General features: G+C 75.1%; 21 protein-coding genes. 13 read left to right on the top strand and 8 right to left on the bottom strand.

Annotated elements, in window-relative coordinates; translation table 11 throughout:
- Positions 1–34 precede the first annotated feature (34 nt).
- Entirely contained in the window at positions 35–841 is an 807-nt protein-coding gene (locus tag VK640_03480) for a DinB family protein (GenBank protein HTE72248.1), read from the top strand.
- A gap of 9 nt (positions 842–850) precedes the next feature.
- Here VK640_03480 and VK640_03475 read toward each other — a convergent pair whose 3' ends face one another.
- Together VK640_03475 and VK640_03470 are read right to left on the bottom strand one after the other, a co-directional pair.
- Positions 851–1,621, bottom strand: a complete 771-nt coding sequence (locus VK640_03475) for a class I SAM-dependent methyltransferase (protein ID HTE72247.1) — start codon at positions 1,619–1,621, stop codon at positions 851–853.
- A 19-nt stretch (positions 1,622–1,640) separates the two neighbouring features.
- On the bottom strand, positions 1,641–2,501 hold the full coding sequence (locus VK640_03470; GenBank protein ID HTE72246.1) for a TIGR03560 family F420-dependent LLM class oxidoreductase: 861 nt from the start codon (positions 2,499–2,501) through the stop codon (positions 1,641–1,643).
- Between the two features lie 91 nt (positions 2,502–2,592).
- Between VK640_03470 and VK640_03465 the strand changes: the two genes are divergently transcribed.
- Both VK640_03465 and VK640_03460 read left to right on the top strand, forming a co-directional pair.
- Positions 2,593–4,137 carry an HD domain-containing phosphohydrolase gene (locus tag VK640_03465; protein ID HTE72245.1) on the top strand — a complete coding sequence of 515 codons (1,545 nt, stop codon included), beginning with the start codon at positions 2,593–2,595 and terminating at the stop codon, positions 4,135–4,137.
- Positions 4,138–4,191: 54 nt separating this feature from the next.
- Positions 4,192–4,875 carry a DUF998 domain-containing protein gene (locus VK640_03460; GenBank protein HTE72244.1) on the top strand — a complete coding sequence of 228 codons (684 nt, stop codon included), beginning with the start codon at positions 4,192–4,194 and terminating at the stop codon, positions 4,873–4,875.
- Between the two features lie 6 nt (positions 4,876–4,881).
- On the opposite strand, the gene VK640_03455 is transcribed toward VK640_03460, so the two are convergent.
- Positions 4,882–5,106, bottom strand: coding sequence for a mycoredoxin (locus tag VK640_03455; GenBank protein ID HTE72243.1), 225 nt, complete (start codon positions 5,104–5,106; stop codon positions 4,882–4,884).
- A gap of 196 nt (positions 5,107–5,302) precedes the next feature.
- Between VK640_03455 and VK640_03450 the strand changes: the two genes are divergently transcribed.
- From VK640_03450 to VK640_03415, 8 genes are all read left to right on the top strand, one after another.
- The gene (locus tag VK640_03450; GenBank protein ID HTE72242.1) at positions 5,303–7,420 is read left to right on the top strand and encodes an ATP-dependent DNA helicase UvrD2; all 2,118 of its coding nucleotides are present in this window, start codon (positions 5,303–5,305) and stop codon (positions 7,418–7,420) included.
- A gap of 135 nt (positions 7,421–7,555) precedes the next feature.
- Entirely contained in the window at positions 7,556–7,870 is a 315-nt protein-coding gene (locus VK640_03445; GenBank protein ID HTE72241.1) for a hypothetical protein, read from the top strand.
- Between the two features lie 184 nt (positions 7,871–8,054).
- Positions 8,055–8,393, top strand: a complete 339-nt coding sequence (locus VK640_03440) for a WhiB family transcriptional regulator (GenBank protein ID HTE72240.1) — start codon at positions 8,055–8,057, stop codon at positions 8,391–8,393.
- A gap of 47 nt (positions 8,394–8,440) precedes the next feature.
- On the top strand, positions 8,441–8,611 hold the full coding sequence (locus VK640_03435) for a hypothetical protein (GenBank protein ID HTE72239.1): 171 nt from the start codon (positions 8,441–8,443) through the stop codon (positions 8,609–8,611).
- A gap of 157 nt (positions 8,612–8,768) precedes the next feature.
- A complete protein-coding gene (gene ligD / locus VK640_03430; GenBank protein ID HTE72238.1) occupies positions 8,769–9,686 on the top strand; it encodes a non-homologous end-joining DNA ligase in 918 nt (305 codons plus the stop codon).
- 89 nt (positions 9,687–9,775) lie between these two features.
- Entirely contained in the window at positions 9,776–10,066 is a 291-nt protein-coding gene (locus tag VK640_03425) for a hypothetical protein (GenBank protein HTE72237.1), read from the top strand.
- On the top strand, positions 10,063–11,757 hold the full coding sequence (locus VK640_03420) for an alpha/beta hydrolase (GenBank protein HTE72236.1): 1,695 nt from the start codon (positions 10,063–10,065) through the stop codon (positions 11,755–11,757). The genes VK640_03425 and VK640_03420 overlap by 4 nt, the downstream gene beginning before the upstream one ends.
- Before the next feature lie 50 nt (positions 11,758–11,807).
- A complete protein-coding gene (locus tag VK640_03415; protein ID HTE72235.1) occupies positions 11,808–11,963 on the top strand; it encodes a hypothetical protein in 156 nt (51 codons plus the stop codon).
- A 6-nt stretch (positions 11,964–11,969) separates the two neighbouring features.
- Here the strand turns inward: VK640_03415 and VK640_03410 are convergent, their stop codons facing one another.
- The 4 genes from VK640_03410 to VK640_03395 form a co-directional block, all read right to left on the bottom strand.
- Positions 11,970–13,385, bottom strand: coding sequence for an AarF/ABC1/UbiB kinase family protein (locus VK640_03410; protein HTE72234.1), 1,416 nt, complete (start codon positions 13,383–13,385; stop codon positions 11,970–11,972).
- 20 nt (positions 13,386–13,405) lie between these two features.
- The gene (locus VK640_03405) at positions 13,406–14,572 is read right to left on the bottom strand and encodes a ThiF family adenylyltransferase (protein HTE72233.1); all 1,167 of its coding nucleotides are present in this window, start codon (positions 14,570–14,572) and stop codon (positions 13,406–13,408) included.
- A gap of 59 nt (positions 14,573–14,631) precedes the next feature.
- The gene (locus tag VK640_03400; GenBank protein HTE72232.1) at positions 14,632–15,900 is read right to left on the bottom strand and encodes an ArgE/DapE family deacylase; all 1,269 of its coding nucleotides are present in this window, start codon (positions 15,898–15,900) and stop codon (positions 14,632–14,634) included.
- A gap of 149 nt (positions 15,901–16,049) precedes the next feature.
- Positions 16,050–16,208 carry a DUF5679 domain-containing protein gene (locus tag VK640_03395; protein ID HTE72231.1) on the bottom strand — a complete coding sequence of 53 codons (159 nt, stop codon included), beginning with the start codon at positions 16,206–16,208 and terminating at the stop codon, positions 16,050–16,052.
- A gap of 172 nt (positions 16,209–16,380) precedes the next feature.
- Between VK640_03395 and VK640_03390 the strand changes: the two genes are divergently transcribed.
- Positions 16,381–17,172, top strand: coding sequence for an enoyl-CoA hydratase-related protein (locus VK640_03390; protein HTE72230.1), 792 nt, complete (start codon positions 16,381–16,383; stop codon positions 17,170–17,172).
- Positions 17,173–17,640: 468 nt separating this feature from the next.
- Positions 17,641–18,312, top strand: a complete 672-nt coding sequence (locus tag VK640_03385) for a M48 family metallopeptidase (protein HTE72229.1) — start codon at positions 17,641–17,643, stop codon at positions 18,310–18,312.
- Here the strand turns inward: VK640_03385 and VK640_03380 are convergent.
- Positions 18,261–18,681: NUDIX domain-containing protein (locus tag VK640_03380; protein HTE72228.1), on the bottom strand; the 421-nt coding region annotated here is incomplete at its 5' end. The genes VK640_03385 and VK640_03380 overlap by 52 nt on opposite strands.

The raw sequence follows: 18,681 nt of genomic DNA, 5'->3' as shown, positions 1-18,681 counted from the left end.
GGGGTCTGTCGGACGACGTCGGTAGCGTCGGCGCATGTCCGACTTCGGCCAGCAGGACCTCGCCGGCTCCCGCTTCGAGGAGGTCCACCTGGAGCGCGCCACCTTCCACGACGTCTACCTCAACGACGCCGATTTCGACGACGTCGACCTGACCGGCGCCCGGTTCCGCTGGGTCCTCTTCAAGGACGTCGTCATGCGTGGCACCGGATTCGTCAACGTGCGGATCGAGGGCGAGATCGAGGGCCTGACCGTCAACGGTGTGGACGTCGCGCCACTCGTCCAGGCCGAGCTGGAGCGTCGCGAGCCCGACCTGGCGAAGATGCGGCCCTCCGACCCGGCCGGGTTCCGCGACGCGTGGGCGACGCTCGAGCAGCTGTGGGCCGGCACCGTGGAGCGGGCCAGGGCGCTGCCGGCGGCCGCGCTGCACGAGTCGGTCGACGGCGAGTGGTCGTTCGTCGAGACGCTGCGACACCTCGCCTTCGCGACCGAGAGCTGGCTGCACCGCGCGATCCTCGGTGACCCGAGCCCGTGGTACCCGCTGTCGCTCCCCTGGGACCAGATGCCCGACACCGAGGGCGTGCCGCGCGACCGGGCGGCCCGACCCTCGCTGGACGAGGCACTCGCACTCCGGCTCGACCGGCAGGCGGCCGTCCGGCGCTACCTCGACACGCTCGACGAGGCGACGCTCGGCTCCGACACCGTCCCGGTCGCGGGGCCAGGCTGGCCACGGGAGCGCAGCTACCCGGTGCGGGAGTGCCTGCTCACGTTGCTCAACGAGGAGTGGTGGCACCGCCAGTTCGCCCAGCGCGACCTCGCTGTGCTGGAGCAGCGACCGGGCTGAGGGGGCCGGTCAGTCGGGCGGCGCGGTGGCCGTCGCCATCACCCGGCGCAGCAGGCCGAACATCGCGAGGGCCTGCACGCCCTCGTCGTGGAACGATCGCAGCGCGGCGTCCTCGCCCGGGTCGAGCGCTGCCGCCTCCTCCCACATGGCCAGCTCCGCGGTCCGCCAGCCGCGCCGCTGGGTCACCTCGACGTCGTGGAAGCCGGCACCGACCAGCCCGCCGCGCAGGTCGACCCGCCGGACCCGATCGGGGACCCGCTCGTCGTCCGGTCCGGCAGCGGACTCCCAGCAGGTCAGCACCACCCGGCCCCCCGGCCGCAGCACCCGGCGCAGCTCGCTGTACGCCCCGGCGGGCGCGTCGGCGAACTGGATCGCGTCCACGCACAGCACGCCGTCCACCGACGCGTCCTCGAGGCCGGTGGCGGCCAGGTCACCGACCCGGAACTCGGCGGCCACGTCGACCACGGCCGCCGACCCGGTCGCCTGCCGGACCGCCTCCGCCGAGAAGTCGACCCCGACCAGCCGCGACGACGTACGCCTGGCGATCTCGAGGCCGTAGCCACCGCGGCCGCACGCCAGGTCGAGGAGGGTGCCGCCGGCCGGGAGCCGCAGGGCCGTCACCACGTCGGCGATCCCGTCCCACGTCAGCAGGCTGGTCGACTGCAGGTGCGGCGGGAGGCCGAGGTGCCGCCGCTCGATCTCGTCCTTGACCGGCGAGCCGGCCATGTCGGCGTACCACTGGTCGAAGTACTCGGCCGACCGCGGCGGCGGCTGGGTCATGTGGTCGACCGGCGGGCGCTCAGGCGGCCGTCGCCAGCGGCCGGAGCGCCTGGGCCAGCGGCTCCAGGTCGCGCGGGTCGTGCGGGCGCGGCACGTTGACGACCAGGAGGCCGGCGCCCGCCTCGGCGTAGCCGGCTGCGACGTCGGCCACCCGGCCCGCCCAGTCGTTCGGGGTGCCGTCCTTGGTCACCCGGGCGTTGACCGAGCACAGGATCCCGCCCGGGTCGCGGCCCTCCTCCGCGCAGCGCTGCAGCAGCACCTCGCGGTGGCGCAGCCACTCTTCGGGGGAGCTGGTGAGGGAGTTCCACTGCTGAGCCCACCGTGCGACCGTGCGCAGCGTGCGCCTCGGGCCGTTGCCGCCGATCGTGATCGGCGGGTGCGGCCGCTGCACCGGCTTCGGCTCGCAGCGGGCGTCGACGAGCTGCACGTAGCGACCCTCGTAGGTCGTCGTCTCCTGGGTGAGCAGCGCGACGATCGTCTCGACGCCCTCGTCGAAGCGGTCGAAGCGCTCCTTCAGCGGCGGCAGCGGGATGCCGTAGGCGGCGGTCTCCTCCTCGTTCCACGCCGCGCCGAGCCCGAGCTCGAGCCGGCCGTCGGCGATGTGGTCGACCGTGGCCGCCATGTTCGCGAGCACCGCCGGGTGCCGGTAGATCATGCCGGTCACCTGACAGCCCACCCGGATCCGGCGGGTCGCCTGGGCCATCGCCGCGACCATCGTCCAGCCCTCGAAGTTGGGACCGGTGTGGTCACCGGTCAGCGGGTAGAAGTGGTCCCAGTTCCACGCCGACTCGAAGAGCTCGATGTCGTCGGCGGCCTGCCAGACGTCGAGCATCGCCCGCCAGGTCGTGTGCTCGGGCATGGTCTTGATCGCGAAGCGCACGGCCTCACCGTACGTCCGCCTCCGGGCGTACGTTGGCGAGGTGGCCGGGCAGCCGTCGGCTGGGACCGATGCCGTGCGGACGGCTGATGTCATGGCGACCCTGTGCCTCGCCACCGATCTCGGCATGGGCTTCCCGGTCGAGCACGGCTTGAGCGCCACCCTGGTGGCCGTGCGGTTGGCGCAGCGGCTCGGCGTTGATCCCGAGACTGCTCGGGACGCGTACTACGGCTCGATGCTCTTCTACCTCGGCTGCACGGCCGACGCCGAGGTCAGCGCCGAGCTCTTCGACGAGGGCATGCTGCTGACGCACTTCGTCCCGGTGATCTTCGGACGGCCGCAGGAGACGGTGCGCGGCATCATCCGTGGGCTCGGCGACCCGTCGGCACCGCGGATGGTCCGTGCGGCGCAGGGCGTGAGTCGTCTGCCGGGGGCTGCCCGCGGCCACCGGCAGCACCTCGTGGCGATGTGCGAGGTCGCGGAGCTGCTCTGTGACCGGCTGGGCGTCCCCCGCTCGGTGCGCGCTCTGTTCGCGGACCTGCCCGAGCGCTGGGACGGCAAGGGGCCGCGCCGCCGGCAAGGGGCGCAGCTCCCGTTGTCGCTGCGCATCTCGCACGTCGCACGTGATGCGACCTTCCAGAAGCTGATCGGTGGCACCGAGCACGCCCGGTCGACGACGAGCGGGCGCTCCGGCCGGGCGTTCGACCCGGCGGTCGCGGCACCCGTCGTCGACGACCCCGCGGGCCTCCTGGACGTCGACGACGCCGTGCCCGTCTGGGACCAGGTGCTCGCCGCCGAGCCAGGGCGCGCGTTGACCTTGGCGGAAGGCCAGGTCGACGAGGCGCTCTCCGCCATGGCCGACTTCGCCGACCTGGTCTCACCGCACCTGACCGGGCATTCACGGGGGGTCGCCGAGCTCGCCGGGAACGCCGCCGAGCGCTGTGGGATGTCCGCGGCCGACGCGCTCGCGGTCCGCCGGGCCGGGATGGTGCACGATCTCGGCCGGGTCGCGGTGCACGCCGGGGTGTGGGCGTCGGCCGGTCCACTGAGCCAGGATCACCTGGAGCAGGTGCGGCTCCACGCGTACCACACGGAGCGGGTGCTCAGCCGGTCGCCGTACCTCTCGACACTGCGCGACCTGTGTGGCCACCACCACGAACGGCTGGACGGCTCGGGCTACCACCGGGGCGCGGGGGCGGACACGCTGTCGCCCTCGGCGCGGCTGCTGGCTGCCGCGGACGTCGTGCAGGCCCTGACCGAGCCGCGGGCGCACCGGCCAGCTCTTCGGCCGGAGGACGCAGCGGACCAGCTCACGGCCGAGGCCCGCGAGGGCCGGCTCGACCGGCTGGCTCTCGACGCCGTGCTCGGGGCGGTAGGCCGCCCGCTGCCGGCGGAACCGTTGCCGGCCGGCCTCACCGCTCGGGAGGCCGAAGTCATCGGCCTCCTCGCTCGCGGGCTGCAGACCAAGCAGGTGGCCCGGCGGCTCGCGATCTCGCCCAAGACCGCCGACCGGCACGTTCAGAACGCCTACGCCAAGATCGGTGTATCGACCCGCGCCGCGGCGGCGGTCTACGCGATGCAGCACGGGCTCCTGCCGTGGGGAGAACTCCCGATGTCGCGGCCTGCCGGGACTTCCTAGCGTCGGAGGCGGCTCGGACCCGCCGGGCCGAGAGCCGAAGCCAGGGTGGTCACGGTGACCGAGCACGCGCTGCACATGACAGGTCAGGCCGACGACGTCGCCACCGACCGGCGGTGGGACCGGGCACTCGCCTCGGCCGGCATCGCCGGTCCGGTTCTCTTCACGGCCGGCTTCCTCGGCCAGGAGCTGCTCCGGATCGAGGAGTACAGCCCGATCGCCGAGCCCGTCAGCGCACTCGAGGCCGGGCCGAACGGCTGGCTGCAGCAGGTGAACTTCGTGGTCTTCGGAGTCCTGACGATCGCGTTCGCCCTCGGCCTGCACCGCGGTGTCCGGCCGGCGCGTCGGGGATCCGCAGGTCCGGCAGTCCTGGCGGTCAGCGGGGTCGGTGCCCTGCTCGCGGCCCTCTTCCCGCTGCGCGAGGACGCGGCGGGCGTGACGTACGACCCGGGAGGCCACTTCGCCTCCGGTGTGACGTTCTTCCTCAGCAGTGCGGTGGGACTTGTTCTCCTGTCACGGCGCCTGCGGACCGACTCGCGCTGGCGTGGTCTCGCCGGCTACACGCTCGGGTGCGGTCTGGCGGCCGTGGTGGGCTTCGTCGTGCTGGGTGCCCTGGCGATACCGGACGGCGCGCCGCTGCACGAGTGGGCCGGGCTGGCGCAGCGGATCGTCGTGCTGGCGGTGCTGTTCCCGTGCCGGGTCCTGCTGTCCGTGCGGCTGCTGCGTCTGTCCAGCGGTTGAGCCGGCCTAGGCGACGAGCTTCTCCTTGACCTGCGCGACGCTCGGGTTGGTCAGCGCGGAGCCGTCCGGGAACACGAGCGTGGGGACGGTCTGGTGGCCGCCGTTGACGGCCATGACCAGCTCGGCGGCCGAGGGGTCGGCCTCGATGTCGACGACGTGGTAGTCGATGCCTTCGCGGTCCATCTGCGCCTTCAGCCGGTGGCAGTAGCCGCACCAGGGGGTGCTGTACATCGTGACCGTCGTCGACACGGGCGCGCGGACCTCTTTCAGGGCTCGTGGGGGCTCTCGGGGCCGAGGAGGGGCTGGGCAGATGGTGCCCGATCCTGCCGTTGTCAACTCCTTTCTCGGTCACGATACTTCCGCGCTCAACTATGTTCTCCGTCACGCCGGCACCCCTCGTGTCCGGTCCCCTTGCGAGGATGGCCCCGTGACCAGCCCCCCGGACGCCGACGCGGTCCTCGCGGCGCTCGACCCGGAGCAGCGCGAGGTCGCCACGGCGCTCTCCGGCCCGGTCAGCGTGCTGGCCGGCGCCGGCACCGGCAAGACCCGGGCGATCACCTCCCGGATCGCCTACGGCGTCGCCTCCGGGACGTACGTCCCCCAGCGGGTCCTGGCCGTCACCTTCACGGCCCGGGGGGCCGGCGAGATGCGCACCCGGCTGCGCACACTCGGGGCCGGCGGCGTGCAGGCGCGCACCTTCCACGCCGCGGCGCTGCGCCAGCTGCGCTACTTCTGGCCGCGCCACGTGGGGGGCGAGCTCCCGCCGCTGGTCGACCACAAGGCGGCCCTGGTGGCCGAGGCCGCGTCCAGGGTCCGGCTGGCCACCGACCGGGCCACCGTCCGCGACCTGGCCGGCGAGGTGGAGTGGGCCAAGGTCACGATGACCGACAAGGACGACTACCCCGCGGCTGCGGCCAAGGTGGGCCGCGCCGCGCCGGCCGGGCTGACGCCCGAGACCGTGGTCCGGTTGCTCGCGGCCTACGACCTGGTCAAGCGCGAGCGCCACGTCATCGACTTCGAGGACGTCCTGCTCTACACGGTCGGGCTGATCGCCGAGCACCGCCAGGTCGCCGACGCGGTGCGGGGGCAGTACCAGCACCTGGTCGTTGACGAGTACCAGGACGTCAGCCCGCTGCAGCAGGCCCTGCTCGACCAGTGGCTCGGCGGCAGCGACGAGGTGTGCGTGGTCGGCGACCCGCACCAGACGATCTACACCTTCGCCGGGGCGTCCCCCGACTTCCTGCTCGGTTTCTGTGAGCGCCACCCCGGCGCACGCGAGGTGCGCCTGGTCCGTGACTACCGCTCGACGCCGCAGGTGGTCGACCTGGCCAACCGGCTGGTGGCCAAGGCCCCCCTCGGGCGGCACGGCCGGCTCGAGCTGGTGGCGCAGCGGCCACCAGGGCCGGCCCCCGACCTGCGCGAGCTGCCCGACGAGCCCGCCGAGGCGGCCTGGGTCGCCGGGCGGGTCAAGGACCTGGTGGCCGCGGGGACGGCTGCGGCGGAGATCGCGGTCCTGTTCCGGACCAACGGCCAGAGCGAGACCTACGAGCAGGCGCTGGCCGCCGCCGGCGTCCCCTACGTCCTGCGTGGGGGCGAGCGGTTCTTCGACCGGCCGGAGGTCCGCGACGCCCGGCTGCTGCTCCGGGGCGCGGCCCGCTCGGCCGACGACGCCGAGGGCGCGGACCTGCCCGCCACGGTGCGGGCGGTCCTCTCCGGCGGGGGCTGGGCCGCGGAGCCGCCCACCGGTGGCGGTGCGGTCCGCGACCGGTGGGAGTCGCTGGCCGCGCTGGCCCGGCTGGCCGACGACGTGGCGGCGCTACGGCCCGAGGCCACGCTGCGCGACTTGGTCGCCGAGCTCGACGAGCGGGCCGACGCGCAGCACGCACCGACGGTCGACGGCGTGACGCTGGCGTCGCTCCACGCCGCCAAGGGGCTCGAGTGGGACGCCGTCTTCGTCGTCGGGGTCACCGACGGGATGATCCCGATCACCTACGCCGAGACGCCCGAGCAGGTCGAGGAGGAGCGCCGGCTGCTCTACGTCGGTGTCACCCGGGCCCGCGAGCACCTCGCGGTGACCTGGTCGCTGTCCCGGTCGCCGGGCGGCCGCGGGTCCCGCCGCCCGTCGCGGTTCCTCGACGGCCTGCACGCGGGGCGGTCCGCCGCGCCGCCGGCCGCACGCGCCGCGGGGAAGCGCAAGGGGCCGGCGGTCTGCCGGGTGTGCGGCAAGGCGCTGACCGCTCCGGTCGCGCGCAAGCTCGGCCGCTGCGAGGACTGCCCCAGCTCCTACGACGAGGCGCTCTTCGAGCGGCTGCGCGACTGGCGCAGCGAGCAGGCGAAGGCGGCGTCGGTGCCTGCCTACGTCGTGTTCACCGACGCGACCCTGGTGGCGCTGGCCGAGGCGCGGCCCGGCTCCGAGCGGGCGCTGCTCGCCGTGCCCGGCGTGGGCCGGACCAAGCTCGAGCGGTACGGCGCCGAGCTGCTCGCCATGTGCGCCGGGGGCACCGCGCCGGGTGACCAGCCGGGTGACGAGGCAGCCGGAAGATAACGATCCGGCAAGACACCCGTCAGTACTCAAAAAATTGATTGCACCTGACGGGGACCTTCTCTACTCTCCTGAGAACCGGACAGCAGACGTGCCGTCAGCTGTCGCCGATCGAGCGCAGAGCAGGAGGTGACCACCGTGGAGAAGATCCCGACGACGTCGTTCGCGTCCCCGTCCGCTCTGTGCGTGGCTCGCCACCGCATGGCGCCGACGACGATGTGGACGGCGTACGGCCTCGAGGCGGCGCGTGTCACCGCGCCCGCCTCCGCCGCGATCCAGGGGACCAGTGTGTCCATCGCCACTCTCTCGATGCGCGAGACGACCCCGGTCACCGCCCTGATCGCCCAGACGAAGGCCACTGCTCTGCTCCCGATCAGCGATGTCGCCGTTGTCAATGGTTTCGGCGGCCTTGCAGGGATCCGCACCAGCCACAACTGGAGTCCACCGGTGTAGCTCCACCTCACCGGCACCTCCAAGGCCGCGGAACCCGACACCCGGGATCCGCGGCCTTTTCGTCGTCCGCCCCCGCTGCCGGCCCCCACCGGAGCCAGCAGCCCGACTCGACACCACCGGCCGGCTACCCGCCGACCGACCACCGAGCAACCGAACGAAGAGAAAGACATGGAGGTGACACCAGATGCAGCTCGCAGCGTTCGATCGTGAGACCGAGACCGGTTCCGCTGTCGCGACCTTGACAGCACTGACCGGACTGTCGGTCCTCACCGAGCGTGTCGTCGACGACCAGCTGCCGTGCCGGGTGAACGACCCGGAGCTGTTCTTCGCCGACTCGCCCGCCGACGTCGAGTTCGCCAAGACCCTCTGCGCGACCTGCCCCGTCCGTCTCGACTGCCTCAACGGTGCTCTCGAGCGCCGCGAGCCGTGGGGCGTCTGGGGTGGCGAGTGGTTCGTCCAGGGCGTCGTGGTCCCGCGGAAGCGTCCGCGAGGCCGTCCCCGCAAGTCCGAGGTCGCCGCGTGATCGCGCCGACCGCACCAGTGACCCACATCGTGAACAGGAGCACCGTGATGCAACTCATGCATGAGGACCTGGCGCGTGCCCATACGGCACTGCGCCTCGAGGAGGCCCGGCGCGACCAGCGCGTCCGGCGCCTGGCGGCCGCCCACCGGGCGTCGCGCCGGGCAGAGCAGGCCGCGCTGCGCGCCCGCCGCCTCCTCGCTCTCGCCACCCAGATGTGACCGCCAAGGAGGTCGCTACCGGGTATCGAGAGGATCGAGAGGATCGAGAGGATCGAGAGGATCCGCAGGGCCCCGACCGCTGCACCGCGGTCGGGGCCCTGCCATGTCCGGACCCCTCCGCCCGACGCGGCGGCGGCCGTGTTGGGAGGATGGCGCCGTGGCGCAGCAGGAGGAGCGGTCGGTCGTCGAGGTCGACGGACGGCGGCTCTCGCTGTCCAACCTGGGCAAGGTGCTCTACCCCGAGACCGGCTTCACCAAGGGCGAGGTCGTCGACTACTACGTCCGGAGCGCGCCGGTGCTGCTGCCGCACGTCGCCGACCGGCCGATGTCCTTCCAGCGCTTCCCGGACGGGGTGGCGACCAAGGGCTTCTTCGCGAAGAACGCGCCGCCGGGCACGCCGGAGTGGGTCCGCCGGGTCCGGCTGCCGGCGCCGGGGTCCACCAAGTCCCGCGAGACGCTGGACTACGTCGTGGTCGACAGCCTGCCGACGCTGGTGTGGGCGGCCAACCTGGCCGCGCTCGAGCTGCACGTGCCGCAGTGGACCGTCGGCCCGCGGGGCGCGGCGCGCCAGCCGGACCGGCTGGTGCTCGACCTCGACCCGGGTCCGCCCGCCAGCGTCGTCGGGTGCGCCGAGGTGGCTCTGCTGCTCAAGGACCTGGTGGAGGCCGACGGGCTCGAGCCGCTGGCCAAGACCAGTGGCTCCAAGGGGATGCAGGTCAGCGCGGCCGTCAAACCGGCGTCCGACGACCGCACGTCGGCCTACGCCCGCGAGCTGGCCAAGCGGCTGGAGAAGGAGCGTCCCGACCTGGTCGTCTCCCGGATGGCCAAGAACCTGCGGGGCGGCAAGGTCTTCGTCGACTGGAGCCAGAACAACGCGGCCAAGACGACGGTGGCGCCCTACGCCCTTCGCGCCCGCCCGCAGCCGTGGGTCTCGACCCCGGTGACCTGGGACGAGGTCGCGGCCTGCCGCAAGCCCGCCGACCTGCAGTTCCGCGCCGACCAGGCCCTCGACCGGGTCGAGGCGCTCGGGGACCTGTGGGAGCCGCTCCTGGGGACGGGCAAGCCGCTGCCCTGAATCGCCTGTGGACCAGGCCCGGTGCAGGCCCGACGGGTCCTACGCTGCCGCCAGCCGGGGTCGGTGGGGGTCGGGAGGGCGGGGCTCCGGTGACGGTGCGGTTCGACAGCACAGGGGTCGACGACGCGGCCGGGCGCCTCGCCCGGCGGCTCGAGGCGGCGCGCGAGCTGGTCGCGGCAACGGCCCGCGCCGAGAGCGGGCTGGCCGACCAGCAGCTCGCGCTCGCGGCGCTCGCGCTCGCCGACCTGGCCGGGGACACAGCCGAGCTGGTCGCGCTCGACCTGGCGCTGCTGGTCCGTCGTCTTCGTGCGGGGGCCCGGCTGCTGGAGTCGGCCGAGCTCGACCTGGCCCGCCAGGCCCGGTGGGTGAGCGACCCGTGACGAGTGACCTGCTGCCGTTCCCGGCCCAGGACCCCGGACCGGTCGACACCGCGAACGACCGCTGGCGGCACCTCGCCGCGGCCTTCGGGGAGCTCGCCGACCAGGTGACCGGCGACCAGGCGCCCCTGGCCGGCGCCTGGTCCGGGACCGCCGCCGACGCGTGCGACGCCGAGCTGATGGCGATCGCCGGCTTCGCCCGCGGAGTGGCCGGCTGCCTGCGCGCGGCAGCGGGGTCGCTGGCGACCTACGCCGTGGAGCTGGCCGACGCCCGGCACGCGGTGGCCCTGCTGCGTGCGGAGGAGGACCGGCTCCGCGTCGCGGCCGGCGCCGCTCCCTGGCTGGCCGCCGGCCTGACGCACGACCTGGCAGCGGTCCGGACCCGGCACGCCGCCGTCCTCGACCACCTCGACGTGGTCGCCCGGCGCGCGGCTGCCGCGATCCGGGCCGCGGTGGACGAGATCGCCCCTCGAGGCGTCGGCCGGGCCGGCCGGGCCGGCGGAGCGACTGAAGCCGGGCTCGCCGCCGCACTGCCCCTCCTCTCGGCCGCCCGGCAGGGCAGCGGGCCAGGGATCCGGCAGGTCCGCCGGCGCGGGCCGGGCCAGGTCGCCGCGTGGTGGGCGCTGCTCACCTCCGACGAGCGGCACCGGCTGCTGGTCGCCCGTCCCGGTCTGGTCGGCAGTCTCGCCGGGGCTCCGGCCGGGGTGCGGGGCATGGCGAACGAGGTGCTGCTGCGGCGCGACCTGCGGCTGCTCCGCGAGCAGCGCGACCTGGCCGGCTCGGTCGCTCCGGTTGCCGGTCGTCGGCCGTGGGCGCTGGGCTCGGCCATGGCGGTCGCCGACGCTCTTGCGGCTGCGCGCGCCGGGCGGGACCCGGTCACCGGCCGGCCGGTCGCCGCATCGCTGCTGGTCTACCGACCGGGGGCCTTCGGCGGTCAGGGCCGGGTGGCCGTCGCGGTCGGCGACCTGGACCGGGCGGACCACGTGGCCGTGCTGGTGCCCGGTCTGGGGTCGACCGTGCCGGGCTCGGTGCGCGGGCTGACCGCGGACGCGGCCCGGTTGGTCGACCGGGCCCGGACCGACTCGCCCGGCGAGGTCACGGCCGTCGTCGCCTGGACGGCGTACGACGCGCCGAGCCTGCTGCACGTCGCGTTCGAGGCCTCCGCCCGCGCAGGAGGACGCCTGCTGGCTGCGGACCTGCGCGGCCTGGACGCGGCCCGCGGGACGCCGCCGAACCTCACGGCGGTCGGGCACAGCTACGGCAGCACGACGGTGGGAGCAACGCTGCGCGACCATCGCACCGGGGTGGACGACGCGGTGCTGCTCGGCAGCCCGGGTGCCGGGGTGGACCGGGCGGCCCAGCTCGGGCTGCGGCCTGGACACGTCTGGGTCGGGTCGGCCAGCCGCGACCCGGTCGGCTACCTGGACCGGTTCGGCACCGACCCTGCGCACGCCGGCTTCGGTGCGGTGCGCTTCCGCGCCGAGGACGTCACACGGCACCCGGCGGTCCTCGACCTCACGGACCACTCGCGCTACTACGCTCCCGGCGGCGAGTCGCTCGACAACGTGGTGCAGGTCGTGGTCGGGGACGATGCGGACGTTCGTCGGGCCGCCTACCGGGGCGAGCTGCCGTGGGCGCCGGACGGCATCTCGCTCGACCCCGAGGCCGACCGGCGTCCCCGGGCGGTGCCGTGAGGGTGCGGTGACCTCTGGACCTGGCCCCCGCGACGGGGCAGGCTGCCCGCGTGGTCACCTGCGCCCGGTGCGGCCTGACGGTGGAGGAGCTCCCCCTGTCGTGGAGCACCTCCGTCGAGCGGGGCCGGACGGTCTACTACTGCGACCGGTGCAGCCGCGAGACCGTCCGGGCGATCGAGGGCCGCCTCGACTCGGAGTGGTGGTAGCCCGGGTCAGTCGCCGCCGGCCTTCTTCTTGCCGGCCGGAGGCTTCGCCGCCGGACGCCTTGCGGCCGGGCGCTTCGCGGCGGAGGACCGTGCGGGGCGGCTCGCCGGCTGGTCGGGACCGAAGCCGGGCAGCCAGGTCTCGAGCTCGGCCCGCCAACGCGCCTCGGCCTCGAGCTGGCAAAGCACGCCGATCGCCCCGGTCGTCACCCGGTGGATCAGCAGGTAGTCCGGCGGCAGGTTCAGCTGCAGGCCGGTGCTGTAGGCGGGGGAGCGGGGGTCGCCGACCCGGACCGCCTGGCTGCGCAGCCAGGCCCGGGAGAAGCGGAAGGTCTCGGCGCGGACCGGCTCGAGGATCGGCCCGAGGTAGCCGAGCAGGGCCGACGCGTCGAGGCTGATGCCCGGCCGCACGAAGCCCTCCCGGCGCAGGCCGTCGAGCACCCCGTCGGCGTCGCCGGCGATCGCCCGCTCGAGCAGCGGGCCGATCGAGGTCGGCAGCCCGTCCGGCAGCCGGTTGACCGCGCCGTAGTCGAGGACCGCGATCCGGCCGTCGTCGAGCAGCCGGAAGTTGCCGGGGTGCGGGTCGGCGTGCAGCAGCCCGGCACGTTGCGGCCCGGAGAAGAGGAAGCGTGCGAGCAGCAGGCCGGCCCGGTCGCGCTGCTCGGTGCTGCCGCCGGCGATCACCTGGGAGAGCGGGGTCCCGTCCACCCACTCGCTGACCAGCACCCGCTCGCTGCCTTCGACGACCATCGGCACCAGGATGTCCCGGTCACCGGCGAACGCCGCCGCGAAGGTGGCCTGGTTGCTCGCCTCCAGGGTGTAGTCGAGCTCCTCGGCCACCCGCGCCTTGAGCTCGGCCACGAGCGGCTTGACGTCCAGGCCCGGCACCAGCAGGCCGACCAGCCGGCTCATCCGCCCGATCTGGGTGAGGTCGGAGAGCAGGGCCTCACCGGCGCCCGGGTACTGCACCTTGACCGCGACGTCGCGCCCGTCGGCCCAGACCGCGCGGTGCACCTGCCCGATGGAGGCGGCCGCCGCGGGCCGGTCCTCGAAGGACTGGAACCGGTCCCGCCACCGGGCGCCGAGCTCGTGGGACAGGACCGTGTGCACCGTGCGCGCCGGGAGCGGCGGAGCCGACTCCTGAAGCCGGGTCAGCGTCTCGCGGTAGGGGCCGGCGAGGTTCTCGGGGAGGGCCGCCTCGAAGACCGACATGGCCTGGCCGAACTTCATGGCCCCGCCCTTGAGCTCGCCGAGCACCTTGAACAGCTGCTCCGCCGTGCGGGCCTGGACCTCGGCCGCCACCACCTCGGCCGGCCGCCCTCCGAGCCGCTTGCCGAGACCGAGCGTCGCGCGCCCGGCGTAGCCGATCGGCAGCCCCGCGAGCTTCACGGTGCGGGCCGCGGCGCGGCGTGGCAGGTCCTCCACCCCCGCAGTCTGCCAAACGCTCACCCTGCCGCGACCGGCCCGGGCGTCGAGGGCCACCCGCAGCCGCACGACGGGTGCACCGACCACGACCGGCGCCGCACCGAGCCCTCCGCCAGCGACACCTCGATGGTGCCGTCCACGGCCGGTGGTGCCGGCGTGCCGCCGTCGAGGAACGCCAGCACCTGCAGGCAGGTCTGCGCCGCGACCGCGGTGGCGAGCACGACGTCGCACGCGTCGGCGCCGATGGACCGGGTCGCCTGCCCGGCGCGAGAAGCGGCACCGCCGGGCAGGGCGCGCAGCTGGGCGGCGACGGTGGGCCATCCGGCGTCGCGGTCGCGCCGGTGCAGGTCGTGGCAGCGAGCGCACGACGACCGGCCCGGCAGCACGAGCGGCCCGACCACACCGACGGAGGGACGTACGGCCGCGAACAGGTGAGCCTGCTCGTCGCGCATCAGCTGGTCGACCTGTCGCCGGTCCGGACCGGCGGCGTCGGGCGCGAGAACGACGAGGTCCGGCCGGTCGATCCGCTCGGCCGGCCGGGCACGGACCGACGGCGAGAGAGCCCGGGCCGACCGCGCGGCCGCGTCGTCGCGGCGGGCGCCCACCGTGTCGGGGCCGAGGCCGGCCGGGCCGAGGTCGGCCGGCCCGACCAGGACCGGGTCGACCACTCCGATCGTGCCGACCCCGGCGGCGGCGAGCAGCCGGACCACGGCAGCCCCGAGCCGGCCGGCGCCGTGCACCACGACGATCCTGTCCCGGCGTCGCCCGAGCACGCCGGCACCGCCGTCGGGTGCCGCTCGGGTGGCCGACGCCGCGGCCAGGTCGGGCTGCAGCCGGTCGCGCTCGGCCTGGCTGAGCCGGGCCAGCGCCCGGTGGTCGGCGGCGCCGTCGTGCAGCACCCCGCTGCGCTCCAGCAGGCCGAGCAGGTGGTCGGCCCGGGCGGCAGGTACCCCGAGCCGGGCCGCGACCGCTCGCAGGCCGGCCAGGTCGTGGGTGCCGTCCACCCGCTCGACCAGCTGCGCGCAGGGTCGGTCGAGGCCGCCGATGACCACCGCACGGCCGGGGTCGGTGCCGAGCTGCAGCGTGCTGCCGTCGCGCCAGACCCGGCGCAGCGCCGGGTTGATCATCGGCCGGCGCAGCGAGGTCCCCGCCTCCGCACCGGCCCCCGTCGCCCGTCCCGCCGCCACCGGCGCAGCGTCGCAGAACGCGCGCCGGTCGCAGCCCGGCCCGTCCACAGCCCGGTGGTCTACGCCACGCCGCAGACGTCGAGGGCGAGCAGCGCCAGCGCGCGGGCGGCGGTGTGCACCTCCGCAAGCGGCACCCGCTCGTCCGCGGCGTGCGCGAGGCGCGAGTCACCGGGTCCGTAGTGCAGCGTGGGGATGCCCGCGCCGGCCAGCAGCCGGAGATCGCTGCCGTACGGCGCCCCCCAGCTCTCCTGGGGACCGCCACCGGCCCCGGCATGGGCCTTGCCGACCCGCTCGGCGAGGTCGCTGCCGGCCGCCAGCCGCCCGGGCGCGAACTGCCCGCCCCACCACTCGACGAGCACCGGGTGCGCCGCCAGCCACGGGTCCTCGGCGCACGCCTCGGCCACCGCTTCCTCGAGGGACCGGCGGGCGTCCTCGACCGGCTCGTCGAGCGCGACGCCGAGCCGTCCCTCGGCGACCAGCAGGTCGGGCACGGTGGAGGCCCAGTCGCCTGCCTCGACCCGGCCGACCGACAGCGGGTAGGCGATCGGCCAGCGGGCCATCACCGGGGCGACGTCGGCGTTGCGCCGGGCCTCGAGCCGATCCAGGGCGGCCAGCACGGGCAGGGCCTTCGTGATGGCGCTGACGCCCTCGGTCCGCCGCGACGCGTGGGTCGCGACGCCAGGCACCCGCAGCCGAAAGGTCAGCGCGCCGCCGTTGGCGGGCACGACGTCCAGCCCGGTCGGCTCGGACAGCACGCAGGCGTCGGCCCGCCAGCCGCGACGCAGGGTCGCGTAGGTGCCGAGGCCGCCGTCCTCCTCGCCCGGCACGCAGGCGAGCAGCACGTCGCCGCGCAGGGGGGCTCGAGCGCGACGTACCGCCTCGACCGCGGTCATCGCTGCGACGAGCCCGGCCTTCATGTCGCACGCGCCGCGGCCGTGCAGCTCGCCGGACACCACCGCGCCGGAGAACGGGTCGGGCCGGCTCCACGCCTCAGGGTCGCCGGTCGGGACCACGTCGACGTGACCGTCCAGCATCAGGACCGGCCCGTCGCCGCGGCCGGGCAGGCGGCCGACCAGCCCCCACGCCTCCCGTCGATGCACCTCGACGCCGGGGAAGTCCGGCTCGGCCATCAGCTCGGCGAGCGGGAGCTGCCAGTGGTCGACCTCCAGGCCGATGGAGGCCAGGTCGGCGGCGAGCCCGGCCTGGATCTCCACCTCCGCGTCGGTGCCGCCGACGCTGGGAACCTGGACCAGGGCGGCCAGGCGGGCCTCGGCGGCGGCCGCGGCGGCGTCCACCTCGTCGAGCACCCGGGCCGCCCAGTCGGTCACCGCGGCAGCCTAGGGGCGCGGCAGCCCGGGGGCGCGGCGGGCGGGACCGCGGCGAGCCCCGGGATGTGCCGGAGGGGACGGCCGCGACGGGGACCCGCCACGACCGCCCCCTCCGGGACGTCTCTCCAGATGCCTGACCAGGGTGCTGCTCAGGCCTTGCCGAGGATCCGGTTCAGCTTGGTGCCGCACACCGGGCAGATGCCCTGTGCCATGCGGCGGCCCGACTCGCTGACCTTGATCTCGCCGGTGAAGTCGCGCTTCTCCTTGCACTTCACGCAGTACGCGTCTCCGGTGTAGCTCTCAGCCACGGGGTCCTCCTCGGTCGTGGTTCGGCGTCCGGCCTTCGTGCCTTCCTCCCGGACCTGGAAACCACCCTAGAGCAGGCCTGAGCGTGAGCGTGGGAGGCGGGGTCCCCAGCGTGGGCCGAGCGTGGGGCGGCTGGCCCTCGAGCGGCCGGGTCGCCTGGGTAGCCTCGGCCCCGTGAGCACCCCCCACCTGCGCCTCCAGCGACCCTCCGACGGGGTCGCCCTGGTCACCCTGGACCTGCCCGAGCGCCGCAACATGATGTCGGCCGAGATGACCGGCTCCTGGGGCCGGGTGATGGCCGACCTGCGGGCCGACGCCTCGGTGCGGGCCGTGGTGGTGACCGGGGCCGGGTCGGCCTTCTGCTCCGGCGGGGACCTGTCCTGGATCGGTGGCGAGCCGGACGCGAGCGTGCCGGCCCTGCGGGACCGGATGATCGCCTTCTACCGGACGTGGCTCTCGGTGCGGGACCTGGAGGTGCCCACGATCGCCGCGGTCAACGGCGCGGCGGTCGGCGCCGGGCTCGCGGTGGCGCTGGCCTGCGACCTGCGGTACGTCGCCGAGGACGCCCGGCTGGGCGCCCCGTTCACCGCGCTGGGCATGCACCCGGGGATGGCGACCACCTGGCTGCTGCCCCAGGTGGCCGGCCTGGCCGTGGCCCGTGACATGCTGCTCACCGGGCGGATGGTCACCGGCGCCGAGGCGGTCGGGCTGGGCCTGGCCAGCCGTGCGGTGCCCGCCGACGACGTGCTGGGCGCCGCGCTCGAGTCGGCTGCGGCGGTCGCGGCCACCGCGCCGGTCGCCAGCCGGCTCACCAAGCGGGCGCTGGCCGGCGGCGGGCCATCGACGTTCGAGGCCGCCGTCGAGTGGGAGGGGCTGGCCCAGGCGGTCACGCTCGCATCGGCGGACCTGCAGGAGGGTGTGACGGCGGCGCGCGAGAAGCGCCCGCCCCGCTTCACCGGCCGCTGACGTCCCTCGAGTGGTGGCTTCTGGGGCACGGTCGCGCCATTCCGCGCCCCCAACATCCACCACCCGCGGCTCGGGAGGCCGGCGGACCGGCGGGGCCCGGTCCCGCAGGGGCTGGTCCGGGTCCCGCCGGTCGTGGAGGGGGAGAGGTGCCGTGGAGCCCGAAGCCCCCGGCCCGCACGGCCGGACGGCCCGCCTTCCCCTTGCGGACCTGCCGGCCGGTCGTCCCGGGGGCCTCGTCGCCGGAGACGCTAGGAGCGCCGCCGGGCCGCGTCAACGGGTCCGGCCGGATCCGCTGCCCGACCCTGTGGACGGCCTTGTGCAGCACCTGGGGACCAGGGGCCCCGGAGGTGTGGAGAACCGGTCGACAGCCCTGTGGACAGGCATGTGGATCAAGCCGAAACCCGCAGCTGACCTGCACTGATGGCGTCCACCTGCTGTGGATGGAAGAAAGTCGCTAGCGTTTCCGGCATGAGTCGGCGGGACCAGGCGGACCAGGCGGAGCAGCCTGCAGCGCTCTTCCCGGCCCCGGTGGAGGTGCGGCGGAGCACCCGGCGCCGGCGCACGGTCTCGGCCTACCGCGACGGCGACCGAACGGTGGTGCTCATCCCGGCCCGGATGAGCCGGGCCGAGGAGCGGCGCTGGGTGTCGGTGATGCTCGAGCGGCTGGCCCGCCAGGACGCCCGACTGCGCCCGAGCGACGACGAGCTGATGGAGCGGGCGCAGGACCTGTCCCGCCGCCATCTGTACGGCCGGGCCCGGCCGGCGTCGGTCCGGTGGGTCACCAACCAGGGCAGCCGCTGGGGCTCCTGCACTCCGGCCGACCGGACCATCCGGCTCTCGACCCGGCTGCAGGGCATGCCGTCCTGGGTCGTCGACTACGTGCTGGTCCACGAGCTCGCCCACCTGCTGGAGGCCGGCCACGGACCCGGCTTCTGGGCGCTGGTCGAGCGCTTCCCGCGCACCGAGCGGGCCCGCGGCTACCTCGAGGGCGTGTCGGCCACCGCCGAGCTCGGCCTGCGCGACGACGCCGACGACGTCGAGGCCGACGACGTCGAGGCCGGCGACGTCGAGGCCGAGGACGACGCGGACTACGAGGGCGACGACACCGACCGCACCGACGCCGGCGACCCGCCGGGCTGAGCGAGCACCCCCCGGGCCCGGTCCACCAGCCGGCCGATGTCGGCCACCACCCCCGGCGGCAGGGCGTCGACCGCGAACCACCGGACGTCGTGCGACTCCGCGCTCACGACCGGGTCGGCGCCCGGCGGCGCCACCGCGGCGTAGCGCACGTCGAGGTGCGTCCCGCACCGCCCGAAGGCCGACGACAGCTCGTGCGCGTCGAGGTCGACCGGCCCCTCGCCTAGCAGGCGCAGCCCCTCGACGCCGGACTCCTCGCGGCCCTCGCGCAGCGCAGCGTCCGCCAGGCTGCGGTCCGCCTCCTCGATGTGGCCGCCGAGCTGCGCCCAGAAGCCGCCCTTGCGGTGGTGGGTGAGCAGCACCCGTTGGCCG

Source organism: Actinomycetes bacterium, assembly GCA_035489715.1.
Taxonomy (GTDB): domain Bacteria; phylum Actinomycetota; class Actinomycetes; order JACCUZ01; family JACCUZ01; genus DATHAP01.
This window is presented reverse-complemented; position numbering and strand designations above follow the sequence as displayed.